This is a genomic window from Nocardioides sp. URHA0032, assembly GCF_000620645.1.
Lineage (GTDB): Bacteria > Actinomycetota > Actinomycetes > Propionibacteriales > Nocardioidaceae > Nocardioides.
The window spans coordinates 829,144-846,594 of record NZ_KK211159.1; the positions used below are offsets into that span (position 1 = coordinate 829,144).

A 17,451-nucleotide genomic window follows, 5' to 3' on the forward strand; every position below is an offset into this window, starting at 1 on the left:
GCCCCGGTCAGCGCAGGCCGATGTTGACGAAGTAGGTCTGCCCGTCGTCGAGCTTGACCCCGATCCGCCAGTAGTTACCGCCCGTCCCCGTCTTCCAGTTGTAGATGTACTGGTTCGCCGAGGCGTCGTACCGGTACGTCGAGCCGCTGTCGGCGGACGCGGTGTACACGGTCTCGTCGACCGGCGCCGTGGTCGCCCCGCCCTTGACCGGCGTGAGCCAGGTCGGGGCGGCCACGGGCTGGACCGGTGTCCCGTCGACACGGAGCAGCTGGAACTTCACCGGCACGGTGCTGCCGGCCTTGAAGGTGCTGGTGCTGCCCTGGTCGTGGGCGGTGTCGTTGATCGGCTGCAGGAAGCCGCCGAACCTGTAGACGACCTGGTAGGACCCGGTCACCGTGCTGGAGTTGCCGGCCTTGTCCGTCGCGGTCGCGGTGTAGGCGAACGTGCCGGTCCCGTTGGTGTTGCCGCCGGAGACCTTGACCGTGCAGGACGCCAGCCCGGAGACGGTGTCCTTCGCAGTGCAGGTCGCCGCTGGGACGCCACCCAAGGTGTACGTCGCGCCCTGGACGTTCACGTCCGCGGTGGTCAGCGTCGGGGCGTCCGTGTCGACCTTCAGGCCGGTGATCGAGGCGGTCGCGGTGTTGCCGGCGCGGTCGGCGACGGTCCCACTCGCTCCTCCTGTGGTGCCGTTGGCCGTTACCGTGACCGGGCTCGGGCAGGCCGTCGCGGCGATGCCGGACAGCGTGTCGGAGCAGGTGAACGTCACGGTCGGCGCGGTCCGGTACCAACCCTCGCTGCCGAGCGTGCCACCGGCGACGGCGCCGGAGATGGTCGGCCTGGTCTTGTCCAGCTTGACCGTCACCTTGTCGGTGCCGACGTTGCCTGCGGTGTCCTTCGCGGTACCCACCACTTCCTGGCCGGCCGTCTCCGTCGAGACCGTGACGGGCTGGGTGACGCCCGCAATCCCGGAACCCTTGTCGTCGTCGGTCGCGGCGAAGGTGACCGTGACGTTGCTGTTGTTCCAGTCGTCGGCGTTCGGGACCGGGGACAGACTGTGGCTCACCGTCGGAGCGATGTTGTCCCACTTGAGCGCGACCGTGTTCACCGGCTCGACGTTCCCGGCATTGTCGACCGCGTGGTACTTCACGCTGCCGGCACCGGTCCCGGTCAGCGGGACGCTGACCGTCGTCGAGCTGCCTGGCACGGTCTGCTCGGCACCGCCGTCGACGCTGTACCGGAGCTCCCTGACCCCGGAGAGCCCGGCCTGGTCGGTCGCGGAGATCACCACGTCGGCGGTGTCGCCCGTGCACCACTCGTTGACGGCAGTGCAGGTGTTGTCGGCCGTGCTGGTCGGCGCGCTCCCGTCGACGTTGATGCCATCGACCGTCCGGGCCGCACCGATGTTCCCCGCCACGTCCCGAGGTCGGTCGCTGGTCACCGACTGGCCGGCACCGTCGCCTCTCACGGTCTTGCTGGTCGGGCAGGACGCGACACCGGACAGGTTGTCCGTGCAGGTGAAGTCGACGACGACCTGGTCGCGGTACCAGCCCGCGGGGTTCGGCTGCATCGTCGGCCCGCCGGTGACCACCGGCGCCGTGCGGTCGATGTTGATGCCACCGACCGCCACAGGAACGCTTACGTTGCCGGCCTTGTCCGCGATCGTGACCGGGTCGGTGGACAGCCCCGTGCCCTCGCCCGTCACCCGGCTCGGAGCAGGCTGCGTCTCCGGGTCGATCTGCGAGAGCCCGTCGTCCCCTACCCACGTGACGGACACATCGTCGCGGTACCAGTCGACGTCGTTCCTGGATCCGCTCGCAGCGGGGAGGACTCCGGTGAGCGTCGGCCGGACGGTGTCGATGTCGATGCCGGACACGGTCGCCGAGCTGCTGTTGCCTGCGACGTCGACCGCGTCACCGGTCACGCTCTGGTTGACCCCGTCGTTGGGGAGGGTGGTGTCCCCGGCGCAGCCGGCCACCCCGGTCTGGAGGCCCGAGCCGACGTCGGCGCAGGTGAACTTCACGTCCACCGGTGTGTTGTTCCACCCGGCCGCGTTCGGAGCGGGCGTCGCCTTCCCGGTGATGGTCGGCGCGTCGGTGTCGACGTTGACCGCGATCGTGTTGGTGGTGGCGCGCGCCTCGGTGTTACCGGCGAGGTCGGCGCTCCAATACGTGATCGTGTGCTCACCGGTGGAGAGGTTCTGGATGAACGGGTCTCCGTAGGTCAGGACCGGCCCACCGTCGACCTGGTAGTAGGTCGCGGCCACACCCGAGCCGTTGTCGGTCGCCTTGAAGGCGACCGGGATGCCGCTGACCACGAACCAGCCGGACTCCGGGGAGATCGGGTTGACGACGGTGGTCTCGGGGGCGGTCTTGTCGACCTTGAGCTCGAGCGGCGTACCGGCGACCTCGGTGTTGCCCGCCGCGTCCACGCTCCAGAACGAGACGGTGTGCTCACCCTCGCCGACCGAGAACGGTCCGCCGTAGGTCTTCGTCTCGTCGCCGTCGATCCGGTAGTAGGTGGTCACGGCGCCGCGGAGGTTGTCGCTGCCGTGCAGCGTCACCTGGACGTCGTCGCCGTACCAGCCGGCCTCGTTGGCGCCGGCCACGTCGGCGGTGGTCACCGGAGCCGTCCGGTCGATCTTGATGCCGCCGACCGTCCGGACGACGCTGTTGCCCGCGACGTCGGTGCAGCTGGCGGTGGCGGACAGGTTGTCGCCCTCGCCGCTGACCCGGCTGTCGGCCGGGGCGTCCGCGACGCCTGAGAGGCCGTCGGTGCAGGACCAGGAGACGGTGACGTCGTCGGTGTGCCACCCCGACGGGACGTCCGCAGTGAGGGTCGGCGCCGTCGTGTCGATGTCGATGCCGGAGACGCTGACGCTGCTGGTGTTGCCGGCGGCGTCGGTCGCCGAGGCGCTCGCGGTCTGGTGAGCGCCCTCGCGGAGCACGGTCGGCTCCGGGCTCCCAGCCACGCCTGAGAGCGGGTCGGTGGCGGTGTAGGTGACGGTGACGTCGTCGCGGTACCACCCGGCAGCGTTCTTGGTGCCGGCGACGTCCGCCGTCAGCGTCGGGCGGGTCTTGTCGATCCGCACGGTGGTGGAGTCGCTCGCCGAATTGCCCGCGTTGTCGCGGGCCGCTCCCGCGATGGTGTACTCGCCCTCGGCGCTCTTCGAGACCGGCGCGGTGCAGTCCGCGACCCCCGAGCCGCCCTGGTCGCCGCACACGAACGTGACGGTGACGTCCTGGTTCGTCCACGTCCCGGCGGTGTACGACGGCGGCGCGACGGTGTGGGTGATGGTGGGCGCGGTCCTGTCGATCCGCACGACCGCTGTCTGCAGCGCCTCGGTGTTGCCCGCCCTGTCGGTGCTGCGGTAGGTGACGGTGTGCTCACCTTCGGTGGCGAGGCTGATGCTGGTGCCGTCCTGGAGCGGGCCGCCGTCGACGGCGTACTGGGTCGAAGCGACGCCCGAGCCGGCGTCGGCCGGAGTCAGCTTCAGGGTGACGTTGCCGTCGGTCCAGGTGCTCGAGCCGCCGGTGATCCCGGTGGTCGGCGCGGTCCGGTCGATGTTGACCGGCGGAGCGCTCGTGGCGGTCGTGCCGAGGCCGGCGCCGTTCTTCACGGTCACACTGCTGGTGAGGTTGCTGCCCTCACCGGAGATCGTGGTGTCGGCCGGCTGGGTCGGGATGCCGGACTCGGCGTCGGACGCGGTCCAGTGGATCGTGACGTCGTCCCGGTACCAGCCGGAGGTGTTCGGCTGGGTCGTCGGCGAGCCCGACAGCTGCGGCGGGGTGGTGTCGCCCGCTTGGACCGCGATCGTCGTGGACGCCGTGTTGCCGGCCTTGTCGGTGGCCGTGCCGGTGACGTTGCCGGAGGTCCGCACCGTCACCTGGTTGGTCGAGCTGCCGGTGGCGAGGCAGGTGGCGACACCCGACGCCTGCTGCTGGCCCGAGCTGCTGTCGCTGCACGTGAAGGTGACCGTCACGCTGCCGTCGGGGTTGCGGACCGAGGCGCCGCTGATGGACGGGTTCGCCTTGTCGATGCGCACGTCCACCGTGCCAGTGCCCGTGTTGCCGAGCCTGTCGGTGGCGGTCGACGTCCTGGTGACGATGCCGTTCGACGACTCGGTGCTCGAAGCCGGCGACGGACCCGACGCCACGCCCGCTCCCGCGTCCGCGGCGGACCAGGTCAGCGTCGTGTTGGCGCGGTTCCAACCGTTCGTGTTGGCCGACGGGCTGAGCGTCGGCGTAAGCACGGGCCCGGTGTTGTCCGAGGTGTACGACACCTGCACCGTGGTGGTCCCCCCGCTGCAGTTGCCGTTGCCCTGGTTGAAGCTGGGCGACACGCCGACGTTGAAGTTCTGCACGCTGTCGCCGGCGGCGGCGGTGCCGTTGAACGTCCAGGACGTCCTCGAGGAGGTGGAGGTCGTGGTGCCAGTGAATCCGGTCGGGGGCGTGATGCACTTCGCGCCGTCCGGCGTGCTGACCGTCAGGATCAGCGCCGCGCCCGACTTGGCGAACAGGACGCTGCCGGTGGTGGCAGTGCCGGCGCCGCCGCTGAACGCCGCGGTCGGCGCCGTGGCGGCCGAGGCCGGGACGACGGCGGCAGCGCCGAGCACGGTGGCCGCTGCCGCCGTCACGGCGAACAGCGCGCGGCCCCGTCGACGAGCACTCCCCCGCGGTGTCCTCTTGAGCCGACCCCGCTGGGCGGCATGTGTCGATGACATTGGTGTTCCCCTCCGGCTGATTTCCCTTGTGTGATCGACCGTAAGAACCTCTCGGTGCCCCGGGGAAGCGATCCGGCGTTCAACAACCTGAACGCCGATCGAGCCCGCCTGCGGTCGCTGTTCAAAGACCTGAACACCGCGTCGGCTACGCGCCGATGCGGTCCAGATAGACCTGCCCGATCCCGCTCGCCCCGAGGATGGACGCCCACGCCGCGAGCAGCATGAACGGTCCGAACGGCACTGCCGTCTTCCGGTCCGCTCGTCGGTTCGCCATCAGCAGCACCCCAGCGACGGCCCCCAGGAAGAAGGCGCCGATCGCACCCACCAGGAACGCTCCCCACGACAGCGCCGCCGTCATCCCGCCGACCACGCCGGCGAGCTTCACGTCCCCGAAGCCCATGCTCCGCGGGGCGACCATCGCCACCGCGAAGAAGAACCCGAAGAGCACCACCGCGCCGATCCCGGCCCGGACCAGGCCATGTCCGCCGAGGCCGACCGCCAGGAGGACCCCGAGCACCGGGTACGTCGGCAGCACGATGACGTTCGGCAGCCGGTGCACGTCGAGGTCGATCAGTGTCAGCGCCACCGCGATCCCGGCGAACACCAGATATGCCGCGAGCAACAGCGGTCGGTCGGCGAAGCGCCAGCCCGCCAGCGCGAACAGCGCCCCCGTCGCCGCCTCGACGACCGGATATCGCGCACTGATCGCCAGCCCGCAGTCGTAGCAGCGGCCACGCAGCACCAGCCAGCCCAGCACCGGCACGTTGTGACGCGCCCGGATCAACGTGCGGCAGTCCGGGCATGCGGACGGCGGCCTCATCACCGACTCCCCCCGCGGCACCCGGTGGGCCACCACGTTGACGAAGGACCCCACGCACAGCCCGAGCACGCCGGCCAGGACCGCGACCACGGTCGGAGGCGCGCCGGTCATCGTTGCTCCGCCCAGCTCATGATCCCGACCTTCCTCTTCCCGGGCGTCGGGTCGACGATCCCGGCACCGGTGACGGCGTCGGTGAACTGGACGCGCGACGTCAGCACCGGCGTTCCTGTGGTGTCGCAGGGATCTGTGCCAGTGCACAAGTAGGTCTTGAGATCCACCGCGGTGACCTCCGAGCCGAGTCCGTAGCCGACGTCTGGGAGGGACACCAGCGGGTATCCGAACGTCTGGGTCGGCTGCGACTGGAAACTCACACCCCAGGCGAGGAGCCCCCAGCGGAAGGCGATCAGGGCATTCGAACCACTGCCGGGGGTGAGCGTGACGTTGCCGTTCGGCGCATAGGTCGCCCCTTCGACGACGAAGATGCCATTGAAGTTGCCGCCTTGCTGCCGGATGAAGTTCCCGGTCACGGCTGCCCGGAGGGCCTTCGGGACGTAGGACACCGCGAGGGTCACCTTGTCGATCGAGACCATGTCGCTGTTGCTCCCGCTCGCCAGGAGCAGCTGGATGGTCGGCGTGGACACGTCGAACGAACCGGTCTGGAACTTGGCCGCGAGCAGGCTCGTGACGTCGGTGTCGGCTCCCGACGCGCTGACGGCGATGGGGGCAGGGGCCGTCACCCCAGCGACGCCCGCCTTGAACGTGCCGCCGGCAGTGAGACCGGAGGTGTAGGTGACGTTCAGCTTCGCTGAGGTGACGGTTGCTCCCACCGGGATCGTGCTGAGCCCGGCGAAGTTGCGGAGGTCGAGCTCGCCGGTGTTGTTCTTCTTCGTCGCCGTCCACTGTGCGGTCAGGCTGTCGCCTCCCGTGACCACTGCCGCCGCAAGCGTCGGCCCGGTCGGTCCGCCGTTCGGATTGGGGACGAACGCGTCGTTCTGGTTGCTCACCGTCGGCTTGGTGGTCACGTCCGAGGCGGCGACCGGACCCACCGCAACCGCGGCCGGCGTCGAGCCCGTCTGCTGTTGGAAGATCGTCATCGGGGGGGCGCCGCCGTTGGACGGTCCGCAGAGCTCCACACGGCCCGTGTCCTCGACAGTGATATTGCTGCTCGCGCCGAAGACGAACTGGACGCCGGCCGTGCTCGGCGTGTCGATCGGGCTCCGACAAGCCCCTGGCATGGAGTGCCCGGCGACCAGCTCGCCACCGATAACCGTCTTCGCGATGTCCCAGGTGACACCGTCCGCGAAGTCGAAGTAGTACTGACCGCTCGCGAAGTGCGCGACCGAGCAGGCATTCACAGCCGCCGTCAGTGCCGCACCGTTGTTGTAGAAGCCAGGCTGGAACTCGCACCCCACCGTGGCTGCCGGATCACGGTAGGGAGGCACAGCGCTCAGCGGCGATGCTGCCGCGGAGGGCACGGTCATCGTGCCGGAGCAGGCGGGAACGAACTTGCCTCCACCGCTCGTGGTGCAGGCCCCGTTCGCGGAGATGGCGGTGTCGGACCGGACGGTGCCGTTCGTGACCGAGATGTTCGTGTTCGAGGCGATGCCCCCGCGGATCGGCATCGTTCCGCCGCTGCCGAGAGGCTTGAGGATCATGCCGTCCTGTGCGATCACGGCAGAGTTGCCGACGGTGGTCAGCGCGCTCGAGAACGGGTCGGTCACGGGAAGCTTCTTGATCACGATCCCGTCCGAGCCGAACAGGCCTGTCCCCTTGACCGGCGTGCAGACCACCGTCGCGGTCTGTACGGGTCCACCGCTCTGCGTGGGCGGATACACGTTCGGCATCGTGAGCTGGGTCATCGCTGCACCGGAGCTCGCGACTTTGCCGAAGCAGCCCGTTCCGTCGGTGTTGTTGTCGTACACCCAGCCGTGCGGGGTGCCCGAGGGATAGCTAGCGTCGGGGGTGTTGGCGTTCTCACCCAAGCGGATCGTGTTGATGGCGATCTTGGTCGCGGTGTCCGCGGCGTACGCCGTCCCCGCTACCTTGCGGAGGCCGACGGTCGCCGTGAAGTTCGTGCTGCCCTGGGTGAGCAGGGCCCCCGTGACCAGGGCGACGCTCGTGATGATGATCAGGACGATGACGAGAATTGCGCCATCGTCGGATGCGCCCGACCGGTGTCGTTGCATCATCCCTGCCTCGTCTCTGCGGTCAGTGTGGACGTGTAGCCGGTGCCGCTAGGCACCGCCTTGCCCGTGTCCTGGACGACCAGGGTGATCGAGATCGTCGACGGGAACGGGCTGACGCCGGTGCACGAGGTGGTGCTCCCGTCGTCCTTGGCGCAGCTGACGATCCGGGTCGGATCCAGCATTCCCGTCGCGGGGTCGGTGAGCGACGCGGGGTCGATCAGGTGTGCGACCGGGGTGCTCGTCGTCGAGCCGCTGCCGCAGCGCGTGCGCCAGAGCTCGGTGCGGGTCCCTACCGTCTTGGTGAAGTAGACCGCCGCACTGATCGTCGCATCCCACGTCGCTTCTGGTGCGGTGCTCGGCGTGGTCGACGGATAGTCGTTCCACGCAAGGCCGACCACTGTGGTGCCGGCCGGACTCGCGCAGGCGCTGGCCACGCCGGACGGCGCCGGGCCACTCTTCCAGACGGACGGCCGCAGTGCCAGCGACGGCGTCCCCGCACGGAGCCCGGCGCTGCTGACGTCCTGCTGCCAGTAGGCCGACACGAACTGCTGGTCGGTGGACTCGTTGAGCCGGGCACTGGATTCGTTGCTGACGCGAAGGTACTGGAACAACACACCGGTGATCGCCACCGTGACGATGCTCATGATCGTGACCGTGATCACCAGCTCGATGAGCGTGAAGCCGTCGTCCCAGCTCCGGCGAGCGGTCAGCATGGCGAGTCCGCAGGGCCGGTGCACGGGTTCCGGACGATGAGGGTCAGCTGCTCCACCGCCTGGTCCACGCCCGTGCCCGAACTGGTCACGGTGAGGTCGATTCGCTGACTTCCGCCGTCGTCGGAGCAGGACGACGGTGAGGTCTGCCACGGCGCCGCTGTGACCGACGGAGTCCATCTCTGCGCCTTCGCCTGGGCGACCGTGTACCCGTGGGGCAGGTCGAACGTGGCGACGGCCGAGTAGTGATCGACTTCGCCGACCGTGGTGGGAGCGGCGGCACCGATGTACGCGTTGGCGCCCGCGCATGGCTTGTAGTGGCTCGGGCTCGCAGCGACGTAGCTCTGGATGGCCTCGGCCACGCTGCGGACGTACGTCCCCCCCGTGGCCTGGGTCCGGCCCATCGCGGAGGACTTCACGGCAAGGCTGAGGCCGGCGAGGATCGCCACCGCAGCGATGCCCAGGATCACGATGGCGACGAGCATCTCGATGAGCGACTCCCCGCGGTCGCTGCTCGGGTGTATCCGGCGGGTTCGCATCTCACACCTTCACCTGGCGGAAGATGCCGTACATCGCCGAGACCAGTGCGACCGCGACGAACCCGACGATCAGGCCCATCACGATGATGACGAGTGGCTCGAACAACGCCGTGAGCTTGGCGATCTTGTAGTCGAGCTCGGTCTCGTAGTACTCGGCCGTGACGGCGAGCTGCGTGTCCAGAGACCCGGTGTCCTCGCCCACCCGCAGCATCTGGATTGCCGTGCCCGGGAACAGCCCCGTCCGGCCGAGCGGGCCCGCGATCCCCTGGCCTTCGAGCATCTGCTCCGTGACCTCGCCGAGCCGCCTCATGTACACCCGGTTGCGCAGCGACGCCGTGGTCACCTCGAGCGCTTCCGTGAGGTTGACGCCGGCACTGACCATCGACGCGAGAACACGGCAGAACCGCTCGACGAGGGCGTACTGGATGGTCGTCCCCAAGACCGGAATCCTCAGCAGAAGGGCGTCGCGTACGTACTTCCCACGGTAGAACCGAGTGACGACGAGGTAGCCCAGCGCCACGGCGACGAACGCTGCCGCGAGCGCCCACCACCAGGCGCTCAGGAAGTCCGTCAGCCCGAGCAACATCCTGGTCGGCAGCGGCAGCGTGGCGTCGAGGTCGGCGAAGAAGTCCTTGAACTTCGGCAGCACGTAGATGGCGAGAACCAGCACCGTGACCAGCGACATCGCCGCGACGACGATGGGGTACATCAGTGCGGACTTGATCTTGCGCCGGGCGTCGAGGTCGCGCTCGATGTAGGTGGAGAGCCGAACGAGCACGGTGTCCAGCTCGCCGGTGAGCTCGGCCGAGCGCACGATCCCCCGGTAGAACTCGGGAAAGACCTTCGGGAACCTGTCCAGGCAGTCGGAGAACCGCTCGCCGCCGCGCAGACCGTCCTCGATCTCGTTCATCATCCGACGTACCGAGGAGTTCTCAGCCTCGGCGCTGATGGTGTGCACCGCGTCCAGGATCGGCAGGCCCGCGCGGAGGAAGGCCGCGATCTGGCGCGAGAGGTGCATGACCTCCTCGCGCTTGATGCGCGGTCCGGACAGCTCGTACTTCAGGAGGCTCTTCTTCTCGGTCACGCGGAGTCCGCGCACCTGGCGTCCGTAGAGCGCGACCTCGGCGTCCGAGCGATTTGCGGCCTTCTGCGTCCCCTTGACCTCCTGGCCCTCGAGGGTGACGCCGACGTAGGCGAACTTGGGCATGATCAGACTCCTGCCACGTAGATGGAACGCATGACTTCTGCAGCGGTGGTCGTCCCGTCACGGACGAGGCGAACGGCCTGCTCCTGGAGGGTGCGCATGCCTTGGCTGCACGCCAGCTTCCGCATCTCGTCGTGGGGTGCGCGGTCGACGATCAGCTCGCGGACCTCGTCGGTGACCGTCAACAGCTCGTACACGCCGATCCGTTCGAGGTAGCCGGTGTGCGCACAGAAGTGGCAGCCGACGCCGTGCCGGTATCCGTCGGCCGGCTCCCCCGAGCTCCCGAAGCTCCGCAGGAACGCGAGCTCCTCGGGCGAGGGCGAGTACGGCTCCAAGCAGCTCGTGCAGCTGCGTCGCACCAGGCGCTGGGCGACCACCGCGGTCACCGAGGATGCGATCAGGAAGGGCTCGATCCCCATGTCCAGGAGGCGGTACATCGCCGAGACCGCCTCGGTGGCGTGCAGTGACGACAGGACCAGGTGGCCCGTAAGCGCGGACTGGACGGCGATCCGTGCCGTGTCGACGTCGCGGATCTCGCCCACGAGGATGACGTCGGGATCCTGCCGCAGGATGGACCTGAGGCCGCCGGAGAACGTCACGCCGGCCTGCTCGTTGATCTGGATCTGGTTGATCGAGTCGAACGTGTACTCGACCGGGTCCTCGATCGTCATGATGTTCCGGTCGGGCGTGTCCAGCTCGCCCAGCGATGCGTACAGCGTCGTGGTCTTGCCGCCGCCGGTCGGCCCGGAGCAGATGACCATCCCGTACGGCGAGTGGATCAGCCGGCTGTACCGGGTGGCCGTGTCGGGCTGCATGCCGAGCTGCTGGAGGAGAAGCAGTGAGCGGGACTTGTCGAGCAGCCGCATCACGACCTTCTCACCGCCAACGACAGCAGTGCTGGACACGCGGATGTCGACCTCCCTTCCCTCGACATCCATCGAGATCTGACCGTCCTGCGCCCGGCGCCGCTCGACGATGTTCATTCCACCGAGGATCTTGATCCGGCTGACGATCGCCGGCCCGATCGAGCCCGGCAGGTCCAGCACGTCCGTGAGCGAGCCGTCGATGCGGAAGCGGACCCGAACGCGGTCGCCCGCAGGCTCGATGTGGATGTCGGAGGCGCGGTCGCGCAGCCCCTGGGTGATGACCTTCTGCACGACTTGGACGACCGGGGCGTCCTCGTTGACCTGGGCGGCCTCGAGCTTGTCGGCCTCACGTCGTAGTCCGTCGCGCGCCTCGAACGCCTGGATGTGGCCGGTGACCTCGCTGGTGGCCCGGTACTCGGTGTCGAGCGCACGGTCCAGAGCCACGTGCGTGGTCACGGCGGCGTCGACCGGTCGCCCGAGAGCTGCCGCGACCTCGGCGACGTGGTCCGGCGAGGGGTCGACGAGCGCCACGACGATCCGGTCGTCCACCATGCTGATCGGCACTGCGCGCAGGGCTCTGGCGAGGTCCTGCGGCAGCAGGGCGACCGCCTCCGCGTCAGGATCGGTGCGCCTGAAGTCGACCTCTTCGACCTGGTAGTGCTGGGCCAGCACCCGAGCGAGCTCGTCGTCGCTGATGATCCCGGCACTGATCAGACTCTCGGCCAGAGTGCCGCCCGGCTCGGCGCTGCGCGCGCCCTCGACCTGGTACGGCTCCAGCCGACGCGATGCGACCAGGACGCCGGCGAGGCGCTCGTCGGCGGCGGCGCTCTTCGACAACGTGAGGGTTGTCGGTTCCTCGCCCCGGTGGCGGGTGCGCATCTTCATCTCGTCACGCCCTCGCCATGGATGCGAGCCGCGGTCGGGTCTCGATGTCCTTCGGGTAGAGACTCCGAGCGACCGCGTCCGCCTCGGTGACGGTGCCGTCCTGGACCAGCCGCGAGAGGGACTGCTCCAGGGTGACCATGCCGTCCTGGGCCCCGGTGATCAGCGAGTTCCGCAGCTGGTGGGTCTTGCCCTCCTTGATGAGGTTGCGCACCGCCGGCGTGGCCGTGAGGACCTCGTACGCCGCGGTCATGCCACCCCCGATCTTCGGGATCAGCCGCTGGTAGACCACGCAGCTGAGCGCCGCGGCCAGCTGGACCCGGATCTGGGCCTGCTGCTCGGCAGGGAAGACGTCGATCATGCGGCCGATCGACTGGGCGGTGTCATTGGTGTGCAGGGTGGCGAAGACGAGGTGCCCGGTCTCCGCGACGGTGAGGGCGAACCGGATGGACTCCAGGTCGCGCATCTCACCGACGAGCAGCACGTCGGGGTCCTCGCGGAGGACGCTGCGCAGCGCGTCGGGGAAGTTGGCGGTGTCGGTGCCGACCTCGCGCTGGTTGACGGCCGACATCTTGTGGTCGTGGACGTACTCGATCGGGTCCTCGATGGTGATGATGTGGCAGCCGCGGTTGCTGTTGATCACGTCGACCAGCGAGGCAAGCGTCGTGGACTTGCCGGAGCCGGTCGGGCCGGTCATCAGGATCAGGCCTTGGTGCCGCAGGGCCAGGTCCCGCAGCACTTGCGGCAACCCGAGCTCGTCCGGCGACGGGATCGAGCGCGGGATCATCCGCAGCGCCACCGCGGTCAGTCCGCGTTGGGTGAACGCGTTGCCGCGGATGCGGGCGTTCTCGCGCCACGAGAAGGAGAAGTCGTACTCGTGGCTGGCGTCCCAGGCGTCGGTCTGGTCCGGCGTCAGCACTTCGGCGAGCAGCGCATTGGTGTCCTCCGCCGAGAGCGCAGACGCTCCCGGTACTGGAGTCAAGGTGCCGTCGACCCGGAGCATGGGCGGGAGGCCGACGGAGAGGAGCAGGTCGGTGCCACTGGCCTGCCAGAGGTTCGCGAGCAGCCCGTCGATCCGGCTGCCGATGCGGTGAACGTTGGTGTGCATGATGCGGGCCCCTCGGGATCGTGACGAAGGTGAAGCGGAGATGGTTGCTGATGGGAGGGCCGCAGGGATGCTGCGGCCCTCCCGTCAGGCTCACAATCAGACGGTGCAGCCGGTGGCCAGGCCGGTGGTCCCGTCGATCGGGGTGGTGGTGGTCATTCCGTCGGGAAGGCTCTTCAGGTACTTGGCGGTGACCAGGGCCTGGACGGTGGCCGGGTAGTTGCCGTTCTTGGCGTTCCACGCCTCGGCAGCGGTCGAGACGGTCTTGCAGCTAGTCGCCTTCGCCGTGTCAGTCGCGTCCTGCCGGAAGGTGCCGACGCCGAACACGACGATGGCGGCCAGGATGCCGAGGACGGTGATGACGATCAGGAGCTCGATGAGAGTGAAGCCGCCCTCGTTGTTCTTCCGGAGCTGACGGCTACGAGCGATTGCGTTGTTGAGCATGATGGATTCCTTTGCCTGGATGAATGTGATGGGCAGCCCCCGAGCGCCGGGGCTGAGTGGATCGCGAACCGTCCCGGCGGTGGGGGCTTCCACGGCCGCGTATCCCCAATTCCGGTGATGGAGGAGGTCTGGGGACCGGTTACTGGTCCAGACGTCCAGAGCCGTTGCGGGCCGCCGGCTCAGCGGGTGTGCCTCACCCCGGACGGCACCTGGCTGGCACGCATCCCAGCGGACCGGCGCGCCGACCCGGAGCGCCAGTGACGAGCAACGAGATCGAGATCGCCGTGGCCGTTTCCGCCACGGCGCCCGCGGGTACTCCACAGCTCATGGGCGCAGACCCAGCACTCATCCGCATGCTCCGCGCGGGCCGCGACGAAGGCCGCGATCTCGAGGAAGCGCTGGAGTGGCTCGCACGCACGTTCGGCCGTCACTCGTCCGCGGCCCGGGTCGGAGCGCACGTCACCTGCCGCGAGGCCAACGTCATCGCGTACGTGCTGGCCGCCGGCCGGCACCTCGATGCCGCGGTCGTCTGGCTCGACGGGCACGCTGCGAGCGACACCGAGGAGGACACCCACGGGCGTCCGGGATTCGACGCGGCCCGCTACATCACCGGTCGCTGAGCCGTCGGCTGGCGCGGCTCGCCTCAGCGTCGGACACTGAGCCTGGGTCCCGTCCACGTCGCGACGCGGGCAGCGTGCGCTCCCGTCCCGACCCGCGGGCCGGGGGTAGAGGTCGCACTCCCCCAGAGACGGAGACACCCTGGGACCCTTCTCGGATCTGTAGCGGTGTCGGCGCAAGGAGGGCTCGGAGCGCGTCTCCGGGCCCTTCTCGCACGCCCGAGGGCCGCGGCACCACGCGTCGTTCAGATCGTCGCGGGCGGGCGTCATGTGAGCGCGAAATTTGCTGACAACAGGTCGGCAATGCCCTAGCCTCCCTGCGGACGGCTTCCCCGCCCTCGGCGTGATCCAGGGTTCCCGCCGCGCCCAAACATCGTCACGCGAGAACAAGCGGGGTTCGCACGCTCATGGACACGATCCGCATCCTGACCATCTCGGACTCAGCCCCGGTCGCTGTGCTCGACAAGGTGCTCACTGCCGCCGAAGATGCCCTCGAGGCAGCCGGCGCTCAGCGCATCTGGGTCGAACGTGACTCGATGGCGCTTGCCGTGATGGCTCAGCTCCCCCCCGCAAAGCGCTGAAGCGCCGCGTTGGGCACACGCAGGGGCGGGGAGCGCGTGTCCGGGCCCCTTCTCGCACCCCAGCCGGTCAACAACGGCCACGACGCCGCGAACTCCGTGTGGGGTTCGCGGCGTCGTGCTGTGCGTCAGCCCGGGACGGACTAGGCGGGGCGGTCAGGCGGCGGGGACGGTGATGTAGAGCTCCGGGGTGACCGAGTCGAGGATGAGGCGTCCGCCGTCGTCGGGCAAGTCGCTGGAGTCGCAGCCCTGGACGAACTGGCCCGGGTCGATGGTGTCGGAAGGCAGGGAGTCGTCGAGGCAGAACACGCCGGCGAAGTCGAGGACCTGACCGTCGTCGGTCTCGAAGTGGGAGTTGGTTGTCGGGCTGGCCGGGGTGTCGCCGGTGTTCTCGACCTTGAGCCGATAAGACAGGTTGCGGGTCAGTGTCTCGTCCGCGGCGGCCTTGTTCTTGAGCTCGCTGCTGAGCAGCGTGTAGGTCATCGTGCCGTCGTAGGTCTGGACCTCGACAGGGGTGTTCTCGGTCAGCTCGACCGGGTCCGGGGCGTCCCCGCCCTCCGTCGTACCGCCGTCGCTGCCGGTGGAACTGTCACCGAGGTCGCCAAGACCGGAGAACGCTTCTTCGATTCCGGTCTTGATGCGGTGGTCCTCGTAGGCCATCCCGGCATAGAAGGTCAGCGCGAGCACGATGAGGGCGCCGAGCGCTGCTACGACCCATCTGAGCGGCACGCTGCGCCCCGACGACGACCCCGCAGGCTGACTTCCGGCAGGTGCGCTGGGTGGGATGTTGGTGGGTGGGATGCTGCCGGGTGGTCCCGACGTAGGCGTCTGGTCGCGTACAGGCGACTGGTCGTGCTCGTCTGGCTGATGGGTGCGTCGGTCGCTCATCAGGTCCTCTCCGGTGTCGACGGACAGTGCTCCCTCACCGGCAGCCCCGTGCCCACCCGTCTGGGGAGCCATTCCTTCGCGCGGCTCGACTCAGGCCACCTGTTGTGGAGCAGGCGTGGGGCAGGTTTGTGGGTTGGCCGGACTCTGGGCCCACCCGCAGACCCCCAAATGAACAACACCCGGACCTGCATTCGCAGGTCCGGGTGTCGCCGATGTCCTGAGACATCACACGGTCGGGCTGACAGGATTTGAACCTGCGACCCCTTGACCCCCAGTCAAGTGCGCTACCAAGCTGCGCCACAGCCCGAACAGCCCCTCATCGGGGCCGCGTGAACACTATCGCAGCGGGCCGCACTCGCTGGAATCGGGTCAGCGCTCAGCCCATCGACTTCTGGCCGTCGATCGTCTCGCGGAGGATGTCGGCGTGGCCGGCATGCTGGGCGGTCTCGGCCACGATGTGGACGAAGGCGCGCCGGGCCGACCAGGAGGCGCCGGGTTCGAACCACGGCGCGGCCGGCAGCGGGTGGCGGCTGTCGAGGTCGACGGTGCACACCAGCTCGTCGGTGGCGGCCGCGACCTCGTCGTACTCCTCCAGCAGGCCGTCGAGGGTCTCGTCGTCGAGCATCCGGAAGCCGTCCCGGTACGCCAGCACCTCGGCGGGCGGGTTGCTCCAGTCGATGTTCGCCCAGTCGACGTCCGGCTGCTCCGCCGGCCCGTGCACGACGAAGCCGGCCCAGTTCTTCTCGACCGCGGCCACGTGCTTGACCAGCCCGCCGAGCGAGAGCTCACTGACGGTCGGACGGGAGCGGGCGGCCTCGTCGGTGAGGCCACGGACGGTGAACCGGAACAGCTCCCGGTGCTTGCGGAGGAGGTCGAGGAGGTCGTCGCGTTCAGTGGTCATGCGACCAGCCTAGGAAGTCATCCGGCCAGTTCCTGACCTCAATCGGAAACCTGTCCGGAGTCCGGTGAGACCTGCAGCGACGACGTGTCGACCGCCACGAACGACGAGGCCGGGATCTGCTTGAGCTCCTCGATCAGCCGCGCCGGCCAGCGCGCGCTCTGCTCGCCCTGGAAGTACCACGGCGACCCGTTGTCGGCGAGCACCAGTCCGTACTTCTTCATCGCCTTGATCACCGTGACGGCGTACGCCGAGTAGCCGCTCGTCGAGAAGCCGGCCCGCAGCCGGAACCGCGCGCCCATCGGCGGGTAGGCCAGCGACGACTCCGATCCCGCGTCGTGCCGGGCCGGCCAGAGGTGGTGCTTGCTGGAGACGTCGGTCGTGAACCGGATCGCGTGGTCGACCCGTCCGGCCTTCACCTCCTTCCACCGCAGCAGCCCCGGCAGGATCGGCAGGCCGGCGGCGTCGGCCGACGTCCAGCCGTCCGGGCGGAGGTCGTTCGAGCGCAGCGACCACACCGCCCCGGAGCCGGCCACCCAGTGCCCGTCGCGGATCCGGGTGTTCCAGGTCTCGTACAGCCGGCAGCCGCCCTTGTCGACGACGATCGTGTGCTTGTCCCCCGAGGAGCCACGGCCGCCCTCGACCCGGGTGTCGGCGCCGAGCGGGTACCGGACCCGGTCGCTCTCGGAGGCGTAGTCGAACCGCACCCGCACCTTCGGGTGCGACGACCTCACGACCGTGATCGGGATGCCGTAGTTCGGTCCGTCACCGAAGGACGGCCCGAAGTCGGGGTGCAGGTCGACGTCGGTCGACATGTGCGAGAGCCACTGCCGGCTGCGCGCGTGCACCGGGAGGTGGCTCACGTCAGCGTGCCACCAGTTGTCCGAGGGGAACTCCGAGCAGTGGGTGCCCGCGACCGGCGTCGCGGAGACGGGCGCCGCGACGAGCGCGGTCGCCGCCAGGGTCAGCACGAGCAGTCGTCGCATGCGCCGAC

15 protein-coding genes and 1 tRNA gene are annotated in these 17,451 nt (G+C 69.1%); 3 read left to right on the top strand and 13 right to left on the bottom strand.

Annotated features, from left to right (window positions below; all coding sequences use genetic code 11):
- Positions 1–7 precede the first annotated feature (7 nt).
- Complete coding sequence (locus N538_RS0117830; protein ID WP_231496256.1) at positions 8–4,048, bottom strand: OmpL47-type beta-barrel domain-containing protein; 4,041 nt, start codon at positions 4,046–4,048, stop codon at positions 8–10.
- Here N538_RS0117830 and N538_RS28625 point away from each other — a divergent pair.
- Positions 4,014–4,754, top strand: a complete 741-nt coding sequence (locus tag N538_RS28625) for a hypothetical protein (RefSeq protein ID WP_155992192.1) — start codon at positions 4,014–4,016, stop codon at positions 4,752–4,754. The two genes, N538_RS0117830 and N538_RS28625, sit on opposite strands and share 35 nt — an antisense overlap.
- A 111-nt stretch (positions 4,755–4,865) precedes the next feature.
- Here the strand turns inward: N538_RS28625 and N538_RS0117835 are convergent, their stop codons facing one another.
- The 8 genes from N538_RS0117835 to N538_RS26065 all read right to left on the bottom strand — a co-directional run bounded on the left by N538_RS0117835 (position 4,866) and on the right by N538_RS26065 (position 13,569).
- On the bottom strand, positions 4,866–5,651 hold the full coding sequence (locus tag N538_RS0117835; protein ID WP_028638430.1) for a prepilin peptidase: 786 nt from the start codon (positions 5,649–5,651) through the stop codon (positions 4,866–4,868).
- The gene (locus N538_RS0117840; protein WP_028638431.1) at positions 5,648–7,729 is read right to left on the bottom strand and encodes a hypothetical protein; all 2,082 of its coding nucleotides are present in this window, start codon (positions 7,727–7,729) and stop codon (positions 5,648–5,650) included. Before N538_RS0117840 ends, N538_RS0117835 begins: the two co-directional genes overlap by 4 nt.
- Positions 7,726–8,439: a prepilin-type N-terminal cleavage/methylation domain-containing protein gene (locus N538_RS0117845; protein ID WP_197025377.1), complete on the bottom strand. Its 714-nt coding sequence runs from the start codon at positions 8,437–8,439 to the stop codon at positions 7,726–7,728. The genes N538_RS0117840 and N538_RS0117845 overlap by 4 nt, the downstream gene beginning before the upstream one ends.
- Positions 8,433–8,975 (bottom strand): type IV pilus modification PilV family protein, encoded by a 543-nt coding sequence (locus tag N538_RS0117850; RefSeq protein ID WP_028638433.1) that lies wholly within the window; start codon positions 8,973–8,975, stop codon positions 8,433–8,435. The genes N538_RS0117845 and N538_RS0117850 overlap by 7 nt, the downstream gene beginning before the upstream one ends.
- Position 8,976: 1 nt before the next feature.
- Entirely contained in the window at positions 8,977–10,182 is a 1,206-nt protein-coding gene (locus tag N538_RS0117855; RefSeq protein WP_028638434.1) for a type II secretion system F family protein, read from the bottom strand.
- Between the two features lie 2 nt (positions 10,183–10,184).
- Positions 10,185–11,924, bottom strand: a complete 1,740-nt coding sequence (locus N538_RS0117860; RefSeq protein ID WP_081790570.1) for a GspE/PulE family protein — start codon at positions 11,922–11,924, stop codon at positions 10,185–10,187.
- Between the two features lie 10 nt (positions 11,925–11,934).
- Positions 11,935–13,035: a type IV pilus twitching motility protein PilT gene (locus N538_RS0117865; RefSeq protein ID WP_028638436.1), complete on the bottom strand. Its 1,101-nt coding sequence runs from the start codon at positions 13,033–13,035 to the stop codon at positions 11,935–11,937.
- 96 nt (positions 13,036–13,131) lie between these two features.
- A complete protein-coding gene (locus N538_RS26065) occupies positions 13,132–13,569 on the bottom strand; it encodes a competence type IV pilus major pilin ComGC (RefSeq protein ID WP_197025378.1) in 438 nt (145 codons plus the stop codon).
- 233 nt (positions 13,570–13,802) lie between these two features.
- On the opposite strand from N538_RS26065, the gene N538_RS0117875 reads away from it, so the two are divergent.
- Entirely contained in the window at positions 13,803–14,096 is a 294-nt protein-coding gene (locus N538_RS0117875; RefSeq protein ID WP_155992194.1) for a hypothetical protein, read from the top strand.
- 404 nt (positions 14,097–14,500) lie between these two features.
- Positions 14,501–14,674, top strand: coding sequence for a hypothetical protein (locus tag N538_RS28630; RefSeq protein WP_155992195.1), 174 nt, complete (start codon positions 14,501–14,503; stop codon positions 14,672–14,674).
- Positions 14,675–14,827: 153 nt separating this feature from the next.
- On the opposite strand, the gene N538_RS0117885 is transcribed toward N538_RS28630, so the two are convergent.
- From N538_RS0117885 to N538_RS0117900, 4 genes are all read right to left on the bottom strand, one after another.
- Entirely contained in the window at positions 14,828–15,400 is a 573-nt protein-coding gene (locus tag N538_RS0117885) for a hypothetical protein (protein ID WP_028638438.1), read from the bottom strand.
- Between the two features lie 392 nt (positions 15,401–15,792).
- Positions 15,793–15,866, bottom strand: a tRNA-Pro gene (locus N538_RS0117890).
- A 69-nt stretch (positions 15,867–15,935) separates the two neighbouring features.
- On the bottom strand, positions 15,936–16,460 hold the full coding sequence (locus N538_RS0117895; protein ID WP_028638439.1) for a DinB family protein: 525 nt from the start codon (positions 16,458–16,460) through the stop codon (positions 15,936–15,938).
- 38 nt (positions 16,461–16,498) lie between these two features.
- Positions 16,499–17,443, bottom strand: a complete 945-nt coding sequence (locus N538_RS0117900) for a hypothetical protein (RefSeq protein WP_036570877.1) — start codon at positions 17,441–17,443, stop codon at positions 16,499–16,501.
- Positions 17,444–17,451 lie beyond the last annotated feature (8 nt).